Here is a 19555-nt window from a genome sequence, read left to right as displayed (position 1 = left end):
CAGAAAGAAGGCCCTTTAAAATAAAGATTTGATTAGCCTAAGTAACCATTATCCTTAAGATACTGCACAACCTGATCAGCACACTCTTCAGCACTGAACCCAGCTGTGCGTAGATCACACTCAGGATTCTCTGGTGCTTCATATGGAGAATCGATACCAGTGAAGTTTTTAAGTTCACCTTTTCGCGCTTTTTTATACAGCCCTTTTACATCTCGTTGTTCGGCTACATCAAGCGGAGTATTGATAAAGACTTCAATAAACTCACCCTCACCAACCAATTCACGAGCCATACGTCGCTCGGAACGGAACGGTGATATAAATGCAGTCAAGACAATCAAACCTGCATCGAGCATCAGCTTTGACACTTCCGCGATACGGCGGACATTTTCCACCCTATCACCATCAGTAAAACCAAGATCTTTATTTAAGCCATGACGCACATTATCACCATCCAGTAGGTAGGTATGTCGTCCCATAGCAAAGAGTTGTTGCTCTACCAGATTAGCAATAGTGGATTTACCCGATCCTGACAGACCGGTCAACCACAATATACAAGGTTTTTGATGCTTCAGATCCGCACGTCCTGCCTTATCAACATCTACATGCTGCATGGTAATATTATGGCTTCGACGCAGGGCAAAATTAATCATCCCCGCCCCCACGGTACCATTGCTCAGACGATCAATTAGGATAAAACTTCCCGTATCCTGATTTTCTTTGTATGAATCAAAAGCTATATCTCTATCTAAGCTAATCGTACAAACACCGATAGCATTGAGCTCAAGCCCTTTAGCCGCAGTATGCTCCATCGTATTTACATTCACCTGATATTTAATATCAGTGATGGTAGCCGAACAGGTTTGCGTACCAACCTTGATCAGATAAGTACGCCCTGCCAGTAAGGGCTCGTCATTCATCCAAACAATCGTCGTTTCAAATTGCTTAGCTACAGATGCAGGATTTGCAGACTCTACTAGCAAGTCACCTCGCGAGATATCCACCTCATCGTCTAGCGTTAACGTGACAGACTGGCCTGCAACCGCACGATCAAGATCACCATCTAGAGCAACAATCTTAGAAATCTTGCTTTCTTTACCCGAAGGAAGCACGCGGACCTTATCACCTGGCTGGACTACACCACTTGAGATCTGCCCCGAAAAGCCACGGAAATCCAAATTAGGTCGATTAACCCACTGAACAGCCATTCTAAATGGCGCTCGTTCGGCTCTCTCAATATCCACTTCAACAGATTCAAGATAGCCCATTAACGTAGTGCCTCGATACCACTCCATATTCTTACTTGGTGCAGTAACGTTATCCCCCTTGAAAGCCGACATTGGGATAAAAGTGACTTTATCGATACCTACTTCTTTTGCAAACGACTGATACTCTTCAACAATTTTTTGAAAAACAGATTGAGAATACTCAACCAAATCCATTTTATTGATAGCAACAACAATGTGTCGAATACCAATCAAAGAAACTAAATAACTATGACGACGAGTTTGCGTAAGTACTCCCTTACGCGCATCCACCATAACAATTGCGACATCAGCTGTTGATGCGCCGGTTACCATATTGCGGGTATATTGTTCGTGACCGGGAGTGTCAGCAACAATAAATTTACGCTTATCAGTAGAGAAAAATCGATAAGCAACATCGATAGTAATTCCCTGCTCTCGCTCCGCTGCTAACCCATCAACCAATAGCGCAAAGTCGATAGACTCTCCTTGTGTGCCGTACTTTTTCGAATCAGATTCGACCGCAGCCAACTGGTCTTCAAAGAGCATTTTAGATTCATATAACAAGCGACCGATTAACGTGCTTTTGCCATCATCAACGCTACCGCAAGTAATAAAGCGCAAAAGACTTTTATGCTCATGCTCTTTGAGATACTGAGAAATGTCACTCTCAATTAGATCTGATACATGTGCCATTAGAAGTATCCCTCTTGCTTTTTCTTTTCCATAGACGCAGCAGAATCATGATCAATTACTCGCCCCTGCCTTTCAGAGGTTTTGGTCAATAACATCTCCTGAATAATTTCAGGTAAAGTTGTTGCTCTAGACTCAACAGCTCCCGTTAGCGGATAACAACCCAATGTCCTAAAGCGCACATGCTTCATCATTGGCACCTCGCCTTCATTCAATGGCATACGCTCATCATCAACCATAATAAGAGATCCATCACGCTCAACCACAGGGCGCTCAGCAGAATAATACAACGGCACAATAGGGATCCCTTCCAAATGAATGTATTGCCAAATATCTAACTCAGTCCAGTTAGAGATTGGAAAGACTCGGATAGACTCGCCCTTATGTTTCTTGGCGTTATATTGCTTCCATATCTCAGGTCGCTGGTTTTTGGGGTCCCAACGGTGATCTCCTGTACGGAAAGAGAAAATCCGCTCTTTCGCACGAGATTTTTCCTCATCTCGGCGGGCACCACCAAAGGCAGCATCAAAACCATGCTTATCCAAAGCCTGTTTTAAGGCTTCAGTTTTCATAATATCGGTATGGATAGCAGAACCGTGTGTAAAAGGGTTAATCCCCTTTTCTAAGCCCTCTGGATTTGTATAAGTCAGCAACTCCAAACCAAGATCTTTAACCATTTTATCCCTGAATGCGTACATATCCTGAAACTTCCAAGTCGTATCGACATGCAACAGAGGGAATGGAGGAAGCGATGGATAAAAAGCTTTCATCGCTATATGCAACATCACAGCACTATCTTTCCCTATCGAATACAACATCACAGGATTTTCAGTCTCTGCGACAACCTCCCTCATTATCTGAATGCTTTCAGCTTCCAGACGTTGTAGATGTGTTAATGGCATATTTTCTCCTGAAAGCTCTTTCTTCCTAAAAGAATCACTCTTTTGAACATTTAAAGTCTCGCACCCTATCTGATTCAGGTTATTTGGAGTAACAACATCCAGATAGGAAAAAAATTCTATTTGCTTATTTCGCGAATCCAACCAATCACGAAACTCGCCATGCTTTTCTATAAAAAGAAAGCGACTAACAATCACGGCCTGCTTTACCAAACCTAATAACCGATCCAAAAACTCAATAACTTCTTTAGCAGTGGGCTTATATGAAAAATGAACCCATTGGCTACTATTACGGAGGTCAGTTAAGTACAGCTGATAATAACGCTTATTCTCTACAACTATATCGCGCAGACCTGCGACAAAAACAGGCACCCTTTTAGAAAAAGAAGACCGAGTTGAAACAAACTCTCGAGATACCTCAATTTTCATCTCTTCCACAAGGCCAAACTCGCTGAGGTATCTACGCACAGACTTTAAAGACAATGGTTCTTTTAAAGATTTATCAAACCACTGTTTTACTTTTTCTGTATTCCAATACTCTTTTCGCCCATCAAGATCTGCCTCAAAAAAGGACTGTGACAACAAATGATGAAACGCCTCATCAAGAGTATGATTTTTCAGACCTTTAATACCTATAGGTCTACCGCTATCTTTTGATAAAACTGCCTTCCAACCGCCCTCTAAGAATTTTTTATAGGCCGAAATAATGGTAGGATGGCTAAGACCTGTCTCTGTATGAATTTGCTCTAGCGTTTGCTTTTGCAACCTCATCAAGACAGCTTTTTTTCGCAACATCTCAGCTGTTTTTGAAGATCGATCTTTGCCACTCATAGCGCAAGCTCAAGTTTTAATCAGTTGTAATGGTACGTATAACAAGATAGTCTATCAAGGCAGATATAAAACTATTTATGTCCCCAAATGCACATCAACATCTCCACACGAATATCCGGGTAGAATCTCAGCATAATGGAATATGAAGCTTACCTAACAATCGCTACGGTGATTCTGGTATTAGGCGCACTCGTTGGTACACGCTTAGCATCAGACATCATCCTTATGGCTGCATTATGCTTCTTAATTATTACTGGCATTTTAACGCCGGAAGAGGCTCTGTACGGCTTTGCAAATCCTGGGGTAATGACGATTGCGGTCTTATATGTTGTAGCCGCAGGCCTAAAAGAAACAGGTGCTATTCAGTGGATAGCTGGTCGAATACTTGGCAATCCCAAAACCATACCCAAGGCTACGCTGAAGGTATTTATACCCTCATCCATTCTCAGTGCTTTTATGAACAACACGGCCGTAGTCGCGATGTTTATCCCGTCAATCCAAGACTGGTCAAAGCGAAAAGGGATCTCTGCCTCAAAATTGCTTCTACCATTAAGTTATGCGGCAATTCTTGGAGGTACATGTACTCTTATAGGTACCAGCACAAACCTAGTAATTGATGGTCTACTACAATCCACCAAAGACCACTCATTAAGTATGTTTTCCCTAACTTGGGTAGGATTACCACTTGTCATTCTAGGTGGGGGGTTCCTCTACCTTATTGGTGATAAATTACTGCCTAATCGCCAAGGTGCCGTTGAACAATTAGATCTAGTACGCGAATACAGCGTAAATGTAATTGTTGAAGAAAATAGTCCTCTGGCTAACCAAACAATAGAAGAAGCCGGTTTACGAAATTTAACCTATGGCTACTTAGTTGAGATCTATAGACAATCCCGCATCATTACTGCCGTATCTCCAGATACTGAACTTCTTGCAGGGGACGAGCTTGTCTTTGTAGGCGCTCCCGAGTGCGCCCGAGAAATCCGCCATTTCCGAGGACTCATCCCAGCAAATGGCGACGTAGAAATGCTTCAGATTACCCATCATGAAAGATGCTTAGTAGAAGCCGTTATAGGCCCAGAGTTTGCTGGCTTAGACCAATCTATTAAAGATTCTCGCTTCCGAACTCGTTTCCAGGCAGCCATTTTGTCTGTATCCAGAAACGGCCAACGTATTGATGGAAAAATTGGCGATATCCGCCTACAAGTGGGCGACACTCTTCTGCTGGAAACAAGCCAAGACTTTATTGGCCAGTACCGTTCCCGAAGAGACTTTTTATTAGTCAGTGCAATCAACGACTCAACGCCGCCAGTATTTAATAAAGCGCCAACCGCACTTCTGATCCTTATGGCTATGATTTTTTTAAGCGCCAGTGGTCTCCTAAGTATTCTAGAAAGTGCTTTCTTGGCAGCTGGGGCTATGGTTGCAACCCAATGTGTTTCGATCATCAAAGCCCGAAGGAATATCGATTTTACGGTTATAACCGTCATAGCTGCTTCATTCTCACTTGGCGCAGCTATGACAAAAACAGGTGCAGCCGACGCAATCGCCAGCAGCCTACTATTTAGTAACGATTTATCCCCATGGATAGTGTTAGCACTTCTATACCTACTAACGGTCATATTTACTGAGCTAATCACAAACAACGCTGCAGCCATTCTGATGTTTCCTATAGCAATATCAGTAGCAGAGCAATTAGGGGTTAACTATTTGCCGTTTGTGATCGCAATTATGTTCGCAGCCTCGGCAAGCTTTATTACCCCTATTGGCTATCAGACAAACCTTATGGTCATGGGCCCTGGCGGCTACCACAGCAAAGACTATCTAAAAATCGGTCTGCCGATGAGCTTTATCACGGCTGTATGCTGTATAACACTAATTCCTCTTATCTGGCATTTTTAGCAAGGAAGACAAATGAGCAATCTCGAGCAATATGCACAACCTATAAATGAGCTATCCCGCAAAGCTGGGCAAGCGGTGATGGAAATTTATAAAAAAGATTTTGCTATTTATGACAAATCTGACAGCAGCCCACTAACAGAAGCAGACTTAGCTGCGCACACTATTCTAGTTGAAGGCTTAAACGCGCTAACGCCAGAAATCCCAGTATTATCAGAAGAATCAAACGCCAACGAGCAAACAGATCGTTTTAGCTGGGATACTTACTGGCTAATCGACCCACTAGATGGCACTAAAGAATTCATAAAAAAGAACGGTGAATTCACAATCAACGTAGCTCTGATCGTATCTGGTCAGCCAGTATTCGGAGTCGTGTACGCTCCTGCTATTGATGTACTTTATTGGGGCGCAGAAGGCGAAGGCGCTTTTAAACAAGAAGGTTCAGCAGCTCCAGCACCTATCACGGTGAACCCTGCCCCGTCCGTTAATACGGGCTGGAAAGTTGTAGGCAGTCGCTCGCACCAATCTGAAGAATTTAAAACTTTCATGGAGAGACTCCCTGAAGCAGAAATTATCGCTATGGGCAGCTCTCTAAAATTATGCTTAGTAGCCGAAGGTAAAGCGGATCTATATCCACGCCTTGGATTAACAAGCGAATGGGATACTGCAGCAGCTCATGCCGTTGTCCTTGCTGCTGGCGGTCAGGTGCTTAGTGCCGAAGATATGAAACCGCTAATCTACAATACACGCAAAGACACCCTGCTGAATCCTCACTTCATTGTATGCTCTGAAGTAAGCAGCTTCTGGGCTGAGTAAACAACTACACACCACCCTCTCCCTCCATGGGAGAGGTTTTTTAGAAGATTCCTTATGGGAGAGGCGTCACGCCTCGATAAAAAACTCACCGCAGTACCCAAGGCATAGCAAATACGCATCCTACAACAAACCGCCCCCTAAGGAATCCAAACCTTAGATTCAGGCACCAACGCCTGCAACTTAGTCTTCAAAGCCAGTTTAGCTTCATCATCACCATGCACTATCCGAATCTCTTTCGGTTTTACGCGCATACGCTTAACAAAATTAACTAGGTCTTTTTGATCAGCATGGGCGGAATACCCACTAATCGTATATACCCCGGCACGAATATTTACCTTTTCGCCATCCAGATAAACATACCCTCCTCTTGGGCCATATTTCTGGATATCCCTACCTGCCGTACCTTGCGCTTGATAACCCACAAACAAGACATCAGTTTTAGGATCTCCCAACAAAGTTTTAAGGTAATTCACAATCCTACCACCAGCACACATCCCACTGGCAGCGATAACAATCGCAGGTCGGCCAGACTGCTTAAGATGATTAACTAGGCGCTGGTGATCAGCATGACTATTAATTGTGATTAACTGCTCAAAAGCTAAAGGGTGCCGCCCTTGAGATAATTTTCGCCTAGCTTCTTTATCCCAAAGAGTTTTCAGTGAACGATAATGCTGCGTAAATTCGGAAGCCAATGGAGAATCCACAATCACATCCAGATGATCCCAATCATCAGATCCCTTGTGGATAATTTCCTCTAGCTCATACAGCAACTCTTGAGTTCGACCAATACTAAAAGCAGGAATCAACACCGTACCAGCATTTGATAAACAACGCTCAAGCACTCGCTTCAGTTCTAAACGCCTCTCTTTTCGGCCCTCATGATTTTTATCACCATAAGTACTTTCAATAACTAAACTATCGCATTTATAAGGGGGTTTAGGTGCAGCCAGTAAAGGTGAGTAAGGCGCGCCAAGATCTCCCGAAAAGGTCACCCGCTCATCAGGTAATTTAAACTCGACATAAGCTGACCCAAGAATATGGCCCGCCATACGAAAGCAGCATTCAACCTGAGCACCCCCTGCAGGAATACCAAACCAATCATCATAAGGAAACGGTTTCAATAAAGATCGTAATCTACCTAACACTTTATCAATTAGATCAGCATCACGACTGATACCCACTTTGATGGCATCTTCAATCACCAACGGTAGCAATTGGGCAGTCGCTTCAGTCGCATAAATTGGCTTATTAAACCCCGCAGCAAGCAGATAAGGGATACGCCCCACATGATCAATATGACAGTGAGTAACTATAAGACCGACTATATTTGATAGTGAAAAATTAATCGCAAGAGAACCCTGCTCGAGATCGGAAGCCTCAGCTCCCTGAAACATTCCACAATCGATAAGAACCGAATGGTCATTATCGATAAATAACTGATGGCATGATCCAGTCACACCCTTCACCGCTCCATGGTGAATAATCTTAGTCATTTAACATCCTTGTTATTTGTAATTGTAGGAGAGTCATTTAGGCAGAAGCCTCAGCCAATGTGGGAGAGCCGTTTACTATGCCCTGTGGGTACTCGCCTCGAAGAAAACCCCGCCGCTGGATTCGCCTCCGACAAAACTAGAATCCTGTAGGAGAGGCTTTGTATATGCCCTTAGGTGCCAACCTCGAAGGCCTGGTAGAAGAGTCATTTGCTAAATCCCTTAATCTACCTCAACGCCTAAAAAAGAAACACACCAAACCAGATACCTACCCATCATATCCATTTGGATTATTAGACTGCCACCGCCAAGTATCTTCCATCATTTGATCTAGCGTACGCGTAGCGCTCCAGCCGAGTTCCTTTTCAGCTTTAGACGCATCAGCCCAGAATGCAGGCAAATCACCATCTCGTCTATCCGCAAATGAGTATGGGACATCTACCCCCGTAACATCCATAAACGAGTTAACCATTGCAAGTACGGAAAGCCCATTACCCGTTCCTAGGTTGTAGATATGGACTCCGTTATACTCAAGCGCCGATAAAGCACTAACATGCCCATCAGCAAGATCCATCACATGCAGGTAATCTCGTTCACAAGTTCCATCTGTTGTTGGGTAATCATTACCAAAAATCGATAGTTCTTTACGCTTACCAACAGCGACCTGACTAATAAAAGGCATTAAATTATTAGGAATCCCCTTTGGATCTTCTCCAATACAGCCAGAAGGATGAGCACCAATAGGGTTGAAGTAACGCAGCAAAGTAACAGACCACTCAGGGTCAGACTGGCACAAATCAGTTAAGATCTGCTCCACCATCGCCTTTGAAGTACCATAAGGATTTGACGTTTTACCTCTAGGCATAGTCTCTTCATAAGGCACAGGTGCATCCTCGCCGTAAACCGTGGCAGAAGAGCTGAATATCAATTTCTTAACATCAGCCGCAGCCATAGCTTCGCAGAGAACAAGCGTTCCATGAACATTATTTTGGTAATAATCTAACGGGATTTGAGAGCTTTCACCTACAGCTTTAAGGCCCGCAAAATGGATAACAGAATCGATAGAATAAGTAGAAAAAATGCTATCTAAACATTCTCTATCTCGAATATCACCTTCAACAAAAGTGGGCTGAACACCTATGATATCTTCAATGCGATTAAAGACTTCTGGGTTACTGTTACAAAGGTTATCAAGGACTACGACTTGCGAACCCTGCGCAATTAACTGAACAACAGTATGCGAACCTATATAACCTGCACCACCTGTTACCAAAACCGTCACTACTCAGCTCTCCCATATTGATCTTCAAAGCGAACAATATCATCTTCACCAAGATAAGAGCCAGATTGAACTTCAATAATCTCAAGTGGTACTTTCCCAGGATTATAGAGCTGATGTAGCTCACCCAACGGGATGTAAGTTGACTCATTTTCTGAAAGCAGTTTTATCTCATCTCCACATCGGACTTCTGCAGTACCTTTTACTACAATCCAATGTTCAGCACGATGATGATGCATTTGAAGAGACAGCTTAGCACCTGGGTCAACAGTAATATGCTTTACCTGATACCTTTCACCATTGTCGATGGAATCATACTTACCCCATGGCCTGTAGACTTCCCTATGCTGTAGATGTTCTGTACGTTCCTGCTCTTTAACTTTAGCGACGATGCTTTTTACATCCTGAACCCTATTTTTATCTGCAACTAAGAGAGCGTCTTTAGTATCAACAATCACTAAGTTATCCACACCTAAGGTAGATACCAAGCGATCCTCACTATATACATAACTCGCTTGGGTAGATTCTAGGATCACATCACCATGGGAAACATTTCCAAACTGATCTTTATCATTTACATCCCATAGCGCAGACCAACTACCCACATCACTCCAGCCAGCATCCATTGGTACGACTACGGCACAATCAGTTTTTTCCATCACCGCATAATCAATGGAATCATCGGGGCAAGCAGCAAATTTACTCTTATCCACACGAAGAAAATCCAGATCTGCTTCAGTATTCGACATAGCTCCCTCACAGGCAGCCAAAATATCAGGGCGATGCTGTTTTAATTCTTCAAGATAACGGTCTGCTCGAAACATAAACATTCCGCTATTCCAAAAGTATTCTCCACTTTCAAGATAGGCTGTCGCAGTTTTAAGATCCGGTTTTTCTACAAAAGCCTCAACAGGCATATATCTCTGAGCACCTGCAGCAGCCCCTTTGATATAACCATAGCCAGTTGCAGGTTCCGTCGGAACAATACCAAACGTCACCAAATTACCCTGCTCCGCTAAGGGCAACGCGATATTCACTGATTGCTGAAATGCATCTACATTCTCAATAACGTGGTCCGCAGCCAATACCAGCATTACAGAGTCACCGTTACCTGCTTTATTTAGCGCCAAAGCAGATAACGCTATAGCTGGAGCAGTGTTACGCCCCACAGGTTCAAGAATAATCTCACCGTTTTTATCAATCTGGCGCAATTGCTCAGCGACCAAAAAGCGATGTTCCTCATTACAGATCACCTGTAACCCGCCAGTGAGCAAACCTGATAAGCGCGTAACAGTCTCCTGCAGCATTGTTTTGTCAGATGTAAGAGACAAAAATTGCTTTGGGTACATCTTCCTAGAAAGCGGCCACAACCTTGTGCCTGAACCGCCAGATAAAATAACAGGAGTAATCATGAATAACCTTTTCCCTCGGTAAAATACCATTTAGTGTGTTCATGTACTTCAGAGGAGCTAAGTAGCTCCTCAACACTAAACCAACGGTAATCATTATGTTGTTGATCAGGTAAAGACAAAATACGATCAACCTTTATTTCGAAAGCATTAACCAGATAGTGAGTACTTACAGCCTCACCCCAAATACTATCTGGATAGAAATGATCATAGAGACCCACATAAGAAGCACTTTTGAATTGGACTTGAATATTTAGCTCATTTAAAACCAATCTTTCAAAAGCGACATCTACAGATTCATTCTTCAAAATCCGCCCGCCAGGTACAAACCAATCTCCCTGCGCTGGTCTATTAACACGCTTACCAAGAAGAATTTGTCCCTCAGGATTTCGAATCACTAAATCAATAGAAACAAGCGGTATTGAATCAACAACCTTTCGAAAAGTATCGTTTTCTAGAAATGTATTAGCCATCACACATCCTATGTGGGAGCGGCATCTTGCCGCGATAAAACAACGCACCAAAGCCTGTAGGAGCGACGTTGCCATGCCCCTTGGGTGCTTGCCGCGATATAAGCTTCGGCGCTAGGAAGCACCTCCTACAGGAAAATTCCTAACCCCTGAAATCATCCTGATGCTCAAGAAACCAAGTGTAAGTCATGCCTAATCCATCTTTCAAAGAAATAGAGTATTTCCAGCCGAGCTGCTCTAAAGTTGACACATCCATCAACTTACGTGGAGTACCATCAGGCTTTGTCGAATCGAACACAACCTCGCCTTCAAAGCCCACTACTTTAGCCATCGTTAACGCAAGCTCAGCAATTGTACAATCAACACCAGTACCTACATTGATGTGGGATAACATCGTTTCAGTGCAATTATCATAAACAGCTTTATCCGCGTTCATTACAAAGAGGCTAGCTGCCGCCATATCATCCACATGCAAAAATTCTCGCATCGGCTTGCCAGATCCCCAAACAACGACCTCTTTAGCTGAAGCAATCTTTGCCTCGTGAAAACGACGCATAAGTGCAGGAATCACATGAGAGTTTTCCGGATGGAAATTATCGTTTTCGCCGTAAAGGTTCGTTGGCATAACACTACGATAGTCAACACCGTACTGTCGGTTGTATGACTCACATAGTTTAATACCCGCGATTTTGGCAATCGCATATGGCTCATTAGTAGGTTCTAACACACCTGTAAGAAGTGCCGACTCCTTCATGGGCTGTTCTGCCATTTTTGGGTATATGCAGGAAGAACCAAGGAAGAGAAGCTTCTTCACACCCGCTTTATAAGCTGAATGTATGATATTGCTTTCTATCATCAGGTTTTCGTATATAAACTCAGCAGGATATTCATTATTGGCATGAATACCACCTACCTTAGCTGCAGCAAGGTACACCTGATCAATTTTATTCTTCTGGAAAAATTCAGAAACCTGAAGCTGAGAAGTAAGATCCAACTCGTCACGACTAGCCGTAATTACATTCACTTCAGGCTGCGCAGCTAACTGCCGACAGATAGCAGAGCCAACCATTCCTCGATGACCCGCGACAAAAACATTCATAATCTAAATCCATTAACCCTGTAGGGGCGACATCTAGCCGCAAAATGAGGTAGTGAAACTATCTAAAAAGGAACCTCAGCACAGGATGCACCTCCTACAAAGTATTTACTCTTGGAAGAGCGGCATCCTGCCGTATATTTACAACAGCTATTCGCGACGAAGCGCTACGTCGTAGCCGCTCTCTTTGAGTAAACGGAAACGTTTAGCGCTGTCTAAATCATGCTGAACCATTTCGGCACACATTTCTTCAACAGTAATTACAGGTTCCCAACCTAATTTTTCTTTAGCCTTAGTAGGATCACCCAATAAAGTTTCAACTTCTGCAGGTCGGAAATATTTAGGATCTACCCGAACGATGATGTCACCCTCCCTAACCGCAGGCGCATCATCTCCAGTCACCTTGGTCACGACAGCATATTCATCGACACCTTCACTTACAAAATCAAGCTCAATGCCTACTTCTTTAGCAGTCATGCGAACAAATTCACGAACAGAAATTTGCTTACCTGTAGCAATAACAAAATCATCTGGTTGATCTTGCTGCAACATCATCCATTGCATGCGAACGTAATCTTTAGCATGTCCCCAATCACGCAGCGCATCCATATTGCCCAGATACAGACACTTATCCACACCCTGCGCAATATTTGCGATGGCACGCGTGATTTTACGAGTTACAAAGGTCTCACCACGACGAGGTGACTCGTGATTAAACAAAATGCCATTGCACGCATACATACCGTAAGACTCACGATAGTTAACCGTAATCCAATAAGCATAAAGTTTGGCAGCAGCATAAGGTGAGCGAGGATAGAAAGGCGTAGTTTCTTTCTGCGGTATTTCCTGCACCTCACCATAAAGCTCAGATGTAGAAGCTTGATAGAAACGGGTTTTCTTTTCCAAGCCCAAGAAGCGGATAGCTTCCAAAAGACGTAAAGTACCAATCGCATCAACATCAGCAGTGTATTCAGGGGCTTCAAAAGAAACAGCCACATGAGACTGAGCACCTAGGTTATAAACCTCGTCCGGCTGAATCTGTTGAATAATACGAGTCAGGTTCGAAGTATCAGTCAAATCACCATAGTGAAGGTGGAAATTCACATTCTCTTCGTGAGGATCTTTATAAATATGGTCGACACGCTCAGTGTTGAAGGAAGAAGCACGGCGTTTGATACCATGTACTTCATAACCCTTTTCTAATAAAAATTCAGCTAGATATGAGCCATCCTGGCCGGTAACACCGGTGATTAGAGCAACTTTTTTAGTTTGCATGTGTTTTTCCTAATTTTTCAGAATTCTTTTCTAAGCGCGCATTTAGATCTGATATAAATCGATCAATTACCTTATCTTTATTCAGATTATCGATAGCATACTGTCGTGCAATTAGATTGGGTGTACGTGTTTCTACTGCAACAAGTTGTTCTAAGCCATCAATAAAAGAAGCTGTATTCTCAGGCTCGACAAGGTGATAGATACCTGGATATTTATTCTCTATTTTACCTAACTCAGTATGGGCCTCAGCTGTAACAACAGCATGCCCTCCAGCGGATAGAATATTTGTTAATTTAGAGGGCAGAACTGCATCTGCAGCTCCTTTTTTCTGAACGACTAGATGAATATCTGCCATAGAAAGAATAGCTGGAATATCCTCCCAAGGCTGTAAAGGCTTAAACTGAAGGTTATCCAACCCCATATCAGAAGCCATCATTTTAAGCGTATCTGCATAAGCACCATTTCCAATGATGAGGAACTTAACTTTAGGATCTGCGTGAAAATGCTTTGCCGCGTCTAAAACAACCTCCAATCCCTGTTTTTGTCCGATATTGCCAGAATACAAAATTACTTTATCTTCCTGAGAATACCCCCACTTACTTCGAATTGATGAACCATCAACGTCAGGGGTGACAAATTTAGTATCACTCCAGTTAGGGAAAAAAAGTAAATTTTGTTCTTCAACACCTTTAGAACGTGCGTTTTCAAGCATGCTATATGAAATTGACGAAACCACATCAAAACGTCTTAGAAACCAAGATTCAACGGCACGAGCGATTCGTTGAGATAGGCCTTGTTTCCCCATCCCCAAACCAAACATCGCATCAACTTCAAAATCTTGAATATGCATTACAGACAAGGCCCCTGTTAACTTACAGTAGAGTAAAGTAATAGGCGCGCAAAAAAGGGTAGGCTGCACAAGAAAAACAACATGAGGTTTCAACCTCAGATTACTTAACAGTCTCATACCTGAACTAAGGGCGAAACTGGATAAATGCAAGAGTCTTTTTAGCGTGGAAACACTTTTAGGGACATACAAAGGCGAACGAAGAACCTGAACCCCTGAGTCATTAACAGCACTAAACTTATTAGAAAAACCTTCATGCACCTTCCATTCAGGATAATAAGGCGGTGCAGTCATCACAGTAACATTAGCTTTCTTATCCACAAGATATTGAGCTAAATCACCGTTATATTTGCCTATACCTGTAAGTTCAGGTTTGTAATTGAGGCTATAAAGAAGGAATTCCATTTAATCCAACCTTTTCTTAATAGGTTTAGCAGGATTGCCGAAGCAAATCATTCCTTCAGGCATATTACTGAAAACGGAACTACGGGCACCGATAACAGCACCCTTTCCTATAGTCACACCAGGAGCAATAAAACAGTCGGTAGCAATCCAAGCCTCTTCTTCGACGTCAATAGCTTGGGATGTTAAAGGGAAGGTCGGATCGAGGTAGTCATGCGTAGCAGTACACAAGTAACTTCGTTGGGATACAACTGCATTTGGCCCTACATTAATCTTCGACCAATTGTATAAAACTACGTCATCACCAACCCACGCGTAGTCACCAACTATCAGATTCCAAGGATATGTAATTCTGGCAGATGGACGAATAATTACCCCTTTGCCTATTTCTGCACCAAAACTACGCAAAAGGAAACGACGCCAACCGTACATAAACTGAGGAGAGCAGCCAAAAAGAATTGATTGTACAAGCCACCAAATTTGCACCTGCAACCCAGAACGGCCTCTCTGGCTCTTTGATAGTTTAAAATCACTAAGTTTCTGATACATTTGTCACCTTTAGCAACCCTAAAAGCCTTTCCAAAGAATCTCTAGCTTCATATTTCGAAGCCTCAAATTTTTCGATGCGTTTTATTTTATTAACAAAATTAAATTGCCCGTCTTTATGAGATTCCTGAATAACATCAGACATAACCGAAGCAACATTTTCACCTTCAATAAAAGACTCACCACCAAGAGCTTTTATAACCGTGGCCATACAACCTCTTTGAGTTCCGAGGGTAAGAGCTCCATACTCAGCAGCTTCATAAAGCACTAGTGGTTCAGCTTCATTTTTATAGCGGGAAGGGAATACAAAAACATCTAAAGAACTAAAAAATTTATCCTTTTCAGTCCCATACAAAGGCCCCAAATATTTAACTTGAGACATTTCTTTTATTGCATTTTCTACTACTAACTGTACAGATTTATCGGAAAATGGACCTGCAATAACTGCCTGAAAATCGAATCCACTAGTTATTAGCGCTTTACATAAATCAACAAATTCGATAATTCCTTTATCAACACAAAGATTAGATAAATGTCCAATAACAGGAATACAGTTTTTGGAGACGTCAGTAGATTTTTCTGTAAAAAAAGCAACATTTGACAGAATATGCATTTGACTATCATTTATATCATAAAGGTCAGACAACTTTTCAGCCATAACCTTGCCTAAAACCACATGCAAAGAATTAGGTCCTGATAACTTCTGCAAAATACTAAATAGCAAACTCCGCCTGTTTAAATAATTAAACGAATGATGATGAATTACTATTTGAACACGAAAAATCCTAACCAATAAAATAAAAGCTATATCAAATATCTGACCTCCCCCCCCATTAATAGGCCGATACACAACACTCCTATCAAAAAACACCAAAAAGAATAACAATTTAAAAAAGCAAAAAAAGAAATGAACAAACTTAACAAAAACCCAAATATAACCACCAAAAAAAACAGAAGCATACGACGGAACCGTATTAATTACATTTGGCAAAGCTCCGCGCTGACAAGCCAAATCCAGAATATTTTTATTAACACTGGACATACCATGTGTAGGCTGAGGCAAATCGAGAAGAAATATCATTATATTTATACCTTAATCTGAAATTGATAGAACTTCTGATACTTTTTTGATATACGAATTAAATTCAAACTCTTGTGAGCGAATAAAAGCACCTCGTGAGTGTTCTTTTAGCAATTCACGGTCATTATGATAACGTATAATATAATTCTGCAAACATTCAATAGAAAGCTCATTCATAACAAAACCTGACTTCCCATGCTCTATTACGCTTGCACAATTCATAGTAGATATTACCGGAACACCTCTTGAAATAGCTTCAGTCTGGACCATACCAAACCCATCGGATAGAGTCGGAAATAAAAGAACATCAATTGAGTCAAGAAGGCTAGGAATATCATTAGAAGCAACTGACCCAATATAAAACCAACCATTATAATTGGATAATTTCTCACATGAAATTAACATTTCACCAGCTATGATCAATTCTACTTCATAACCTTTTTGAAGAAGGTTATGAACGGCTATAACTGCATACTGAATTCCTTTACCGATCGAAGCACCACCTAGGAAAAGTAAGCGAAGAGGCCTTTTATTATTGATTTCTAGTCTTTCTTTTCGTTGAATAGTTAGTGGTATGGGCAAAATGACAGATTTATTTTCTCCAATCCATGCATCAATACACTTTTTGGAGTAATGCGAGTTCACCACCACTGTATCGGCATGAATTAACTCATTTTCGACCCTTTTTTGAAAATCAGAGCTCCATGAAAATATCTGATTATTCCATCCAGCATATTTTTCAGATTCAGCCTTTAGTACTTGCCAGCCGTGCAAACCAGGATCTACTTGGTCAATAAAAACACGAGAACCTTGATTTTTTGCAACATCGATAAATTCTAGAGCTTGGCCAGTATATCCCAAGACCAAATCAGAACGCGGCATTGATCTAGACACAAATGAAGCAAAGCGGCTACCATAATTAATTAACAAGTCCTGCCTATCAGACAGATTTTTAGCAGATCTTACTTTACGCCTAAACATTAACCCCAAAAGAAGCTTATGGCTAACTAAGTTACAAGGAAGGTCTTCGTGGCTTCTATTCAGAAAAGCTTTAATAGCCGAGTTTTTAGAGACATTTCTAAGCTTTGAAGATACAGAATAAGGAATGTAAATGTCTGTAAAGAGTCTCTTAAGAGCTCCCCTTTTATTAAGAGCGACTGGTAAAGAGTAACGCTCACGCGAACCCATACATGCAACAGTGACATTACGATACATAATTATAAGTACCCGTATTTCTCTGCTTGTTGGAGGAATGAATTATTTATTTTAGAATCATTGCATATAGAATCTTTTAATAATTCAACACCAATATTTTCACCCTTCTTTTTCACGAATCTAAAATTATTATTATTATGCGGATCTCCAGATTTATTTAAAGATTGTAACATATTGCTTCGTGATGATTTAGAAACTGCAAGACGAATAACATCCTCATCGATACAATAACCTAATTCACGATACATTGCTGAAACATTACTTAAAGGGTCATTTTGTAGATCCTCGTACCTTAATAAAACATCTGCCCTATCACCCCAACTTTCCATAAAATTCCCCCAAGCATTAAAGCCATACCTCCAGTGATAGAAAAAATCCTCTATATCACCTTTAAAATCCTTTCCTCTAGCATTTATCAAATAATCATAATAACTTGGAATAACAAAAAACGGATTTCTTACAATTACGACTCCCTTATACTTTTCAAAAAAACAAGTATGCGGAAAATGAGTTTTCAAAAATGTTGGAGCACCATCAACTAAAACCATATCTTTTAGGTTTCGATTACCCCTTATAACCGGTGAATACCGCTCTATAGAGTGAAAATCCACATCTTCTCCAGATGAAATAATTGAATTTACATTAGATACTAAAAATCGAAACCAACTATTACCTGACTTTGGAAAAGACGCTAAAAGTACGGATGAGCTATTACATTTAGATGGAGCCTCTGAGTAAGACCTCAGAAAACGCTCTAGCTGATAAAAATAGTCTGTTTTCATAAAATTACCTCAGTAAAATTCCTTTTACATTCTGGAGTCTCAACATAATAAAATATGGCAAAACAACAAATAAAATTCCTTTAGATATTTGAGCCATTGATCCCCTTGAATAATAATAAAAACCCATATAAATACAGATAAACGAAACACCTACCAAGAACTGGTATTTGGTTACGGACCATTTAAAGACAAAGGAAATCATCCATCTGACTAAGATCGAATATAAAAGGACACCTAAAGCGATCCCACCCCATCCAAACATCGCATAATATTCACCAAAGAAAGGGACTGCGGTTCCAGATCTCATGGATTCATCCGTATAAGCTATACCGTAGGAGAAATCTTTTAAATGACCATATAGATCTTTTTCTGGATATAGAAATCTAGGAATAAATTGCTCAAATATTTCCAGAAAAGGTTCAAAAAGAACATAAGAAAAACTGTTACCATAGTTATTAATAACCGAAGATAATGCAAAAACACCATTAGTCTCAGCAAATAGTCCATACAGCATCCTGTCATAATCTATATTATTAAGCTCTTCAACATTTAAGCCTGAAAATTTACTTCGAACCAAAGTCATTAAAGAAAAAAACAACACCACAAATAAAACACAAACGGCAGCAATAATCTTACGCTTAAAATCCACTTTATCATCAAAAAAATAAGTCAGAATCAATGGACCTACTAAGATCGCAATCTTATATCTTAGGCCTGTGTAGATCGAATACATAACGAATATAAATAGTATAATAATCCAATATTTATAGTGCCTATCTCTGAGGCTAACACCAAACAGAATTGCGGCTATCGCTAAATCTGAGATCTGATAGAAAATAAGCAAATAGGGATCAGTAGTAAGTGAACCGTGAAGGCCTGCCCCAACAATATATACATAAGCAGAGGATAAACAACCTAAGATTATTGATAGAAGTGCAATAAAATAACCAAACCCATATAGATTATTACTTTGATTTACAACAGTATTATTTTTGTCGGCAAGACCAAATAAATGAAACAGAATACATGTGTATGTAAATACACTTACATACACATATGACACAGTCTCCACTTCATCAAACCAATATGCACCTAAAAACCGTCCTCCCTGAAAACTGGTCCAATACCAACTACCAAGTACGCCATAATATATGGTAGAAATGCATAAAATAGATAAAAAAACTTTCCCGGCTACGTTTTTCAAATGGAAATATGTATATAAATATACAACCAAGCATATGGCTCCACTTAAGGCTATACTCATGATTATTTACTACCTACCCA

Annotated in this window: 16 protein-coding genes; 2 read left to right on the top strand and 14 right to left on the bottom strand. The window is 41.0% G+C overall.

Features of this window, described 5'->3' with window-relative positions; all coding sequences use genetic code 11:
- Positions 1-32 precede the first annotated feature (32 nt).
- Both cysN and cysD read right to left on the bottom strand, forming a co-directional pair.
- Positions 33-1937: a sulfate adenylyltransferase subunit CysN gene (gene cysN / locus ACMXYN_RS03705; protein WP_415893549.1), complete on the bottom strand. Its 1905-nt coding sequence runs from the start codon at positions 1935-1937 to the stop codon at positions 33-35.
- Complete coding sequence (cysD, locus tag ACMXYN_RS03700) at positions 1937-2836, bottom strand: sulfate adenylyltransferase subunit CysD (protein ID WP_415894462.1); 900 nt, start codon at positions 2834-2836, stop codon at positions 1937-1939. Before cysD ends, cysN begins: the two co-directional genes overlap by 1 nt.
- 963 nt (positions 2837-3799) lie before the next feature.
- On the opposite strand from cysD, the gene ACMXYN_RS03695 reads away from it, so the two are divergent.
- Both ACMXYN_RS03695 and cysQ read left to right on the top strand, forming a co-directional pair.
- Positions 3800-5566: an SLC13 family permease gene (locus ACMXYN_RS03695; RefSeq protein WP_415893548.1), complete on the top strand. Its 1767-nt coding sequence runs from the start codon at positions 3800-3802 to the stop codon at positions 5564-5566.
- 12 nt (positions 5567-5578) lie between these two features.
- On the top strand, positions 5579-6379 hold the full coding sequence (gene cysQ / locus ACMXYN_RS03690) for a 3'(2'),5'-bisphosphate nucleotidase CysQ (RefSeq protein ID WP_415893547.1): 801 nt from the start codon (positions 5579-5581) through the stop codon (positions 6377-6379).
- A 137-nt stretch (positions 6380-6516) separates the two neighbouring features.
- Here the strand turns inward: cysQ and ACMXYN_RS03685 are convergent, their stop codons facing one another.
- From ACMXYN_RS03685 to ACMXYN_RS03630, 12 genes are all read right to left on the bottom strand, one after another.
- Positions 6517-7872, bottom strand: coding sequence for an MBL fold metallo-hydrolase RNA specificity domain-containing protein (locus tag ACMXYN_RS03685; protein ID WP_415893546.1), 1356 nt, complete (start codon positions 7870-7872; stop codon positions 6517-6519).
- Between the two features lie 265 nt (positions 7873-8137).
- On the bottom strand, positions 8138-9151 hold the full coding sequence (gene galE / locus ACMXYN_RS03680) for a UDP-glucose 4-epimerase GalE (RefSeq protein WP_415893545.1): 1014 nt from the start codon (positions 9149-9151) through the stop codon (positions 8138-8140).
- Positions 9151-10560: a mannose-1-phosphate guanylyltransferase/mannose-6-phosphate isomerase gene (locus ACMXYN_RS03675; protein ID WP_415893544.1), complete on the bottom strand. Its 1410-nt coding sequence runs from the start codon at positions 10558-10560 to the stop codon at positions 9151-9153. Before ACMXYN_RS03675 ends, galE begins: the two co-directional genes overlap by 1 nt.
- A complete protein-coding gene (locus tag ACMXYN_RS03670) occupies positions 10557-11030 on the bottom strand; it encodes a GDP-mannose mannosyl hydrolase (RefSeq protein ID WP_415893543.1) in 474 nt (157 codons plus the stop codon). The genes ACMXYN_RS03675 and ACMXYN_RS03670 overlap by 4 nt, the downstream gene beginning before the upstream one ends.
- A gap of 139 nt (positions 11031-11169) precedes the next feature.
- Complete coding sequence (fcl, locus tag ACMXYN_RS03665) at positions 11170-12126, bottom strand: GDP-L-fucose synthase (protein ID WP_415893542.1); 957 nt, start codon at positions 12124-12126, stop codon at positions 11170-11172.
- Between the two features lie 147 nt (positions 12127-12273).
- Positions 12274-13398 (bottom strand): GDP-mannose 4,6-dehydratase, encoded by a 1125-nt coding sequence (gene gmd, locus ACMXYN_RS03660; protein WP_415893541.1) that lies wholly within the window; start codon positions 13396-13398, stop codon positions 12274-12276.
- Positions 13388-14650 carry a WcaI family glycosyltransferase gene (locus tag ACMXYN_RS03655; protein ID WP_415893540.1) on the bottom strand — a complete coding sequence of 421 codons (1263 nt, stop codon included), beginning with the start codon at positions 14648-14650 and terminating at the stop codon, positions 13388-13390. Before ACMXYN_RS03655 ends, gmd begins: the two co-directional genes overlap by 11 nt.
- Positions 14651-15196, bottom strand: coding sequence for a putative colanic acid biosynthesis acetyltransferase (locus ACMXYN_RS03650; RefSeq protein ID WP_415893539.1), 546 nt, complete (start codon positions 15194-15196; stop codon positions 14651-14653). It lies immediately after the preceding gene.
- Positions 15180-16274, bottom strand: a complete 1095-nt coding sequence (locus tag ACMXYN_RS03645; protein WP_415893538.1) for a glycosyltransferase — start codon at positions 16272-16274, stop codon at positions 15180-15182. The genes ACMXYN_RS03650 and ACMXYN_RS03645 overlap by 17 nt, the downstream gene beginning before the upstream one ends.
- Before the next feature lie 12 nt (positions 16275-16286).
- Positions 16287-17489: a glycosyltransferase family 4 protein gene (locus tag ACMXYN_RS03640; protein ID WP_415893537.1), complete on the bottom strand. Its 1203-nt coding sequence runs from the start codon at positions 17487-17489 to the stop codon at positions 16287-16289.
- Positions 17490-17491: 2 nt separating this feature from the next.
- The gene (locus ACMXYN_RS03635) at positions 17492-18271 is read right to left on the bottom strand and encodes a sulfotransferase domain-containing protein (RefSeq protein ID WP_415893536.1); all 780 of its coding nucleotides are present in this window, start codon (positions 18269-18271) and stop codon (positions 17492-17494) included.
- Between the two features lie 4 nt (positions 18272-18275).
- Entirely contained in the window at positions 18276-19535 is a 1260-nt protein-coding gene (locus tag ACMXYN_RS03630; protein WP_415893535.1) for an O-antigen polymerase, read from the bottom strand.
- Between the last annotated feature and the right edge of the window lie 20 nt (positions 19536-19555).

The sequence above is a fragment of the Neptuniibacter sp. PT8_73 genome, assembly GCF_047778045.1.
GTDB lineage: Bacteria > Pseudomonadota > Gammaproteobacteria > Pseudomonadales > Balneatricaceae > Neptuniibacter.
This window is presented reverse-complemented; position numbering and strand designations above follow the sequence as displayed.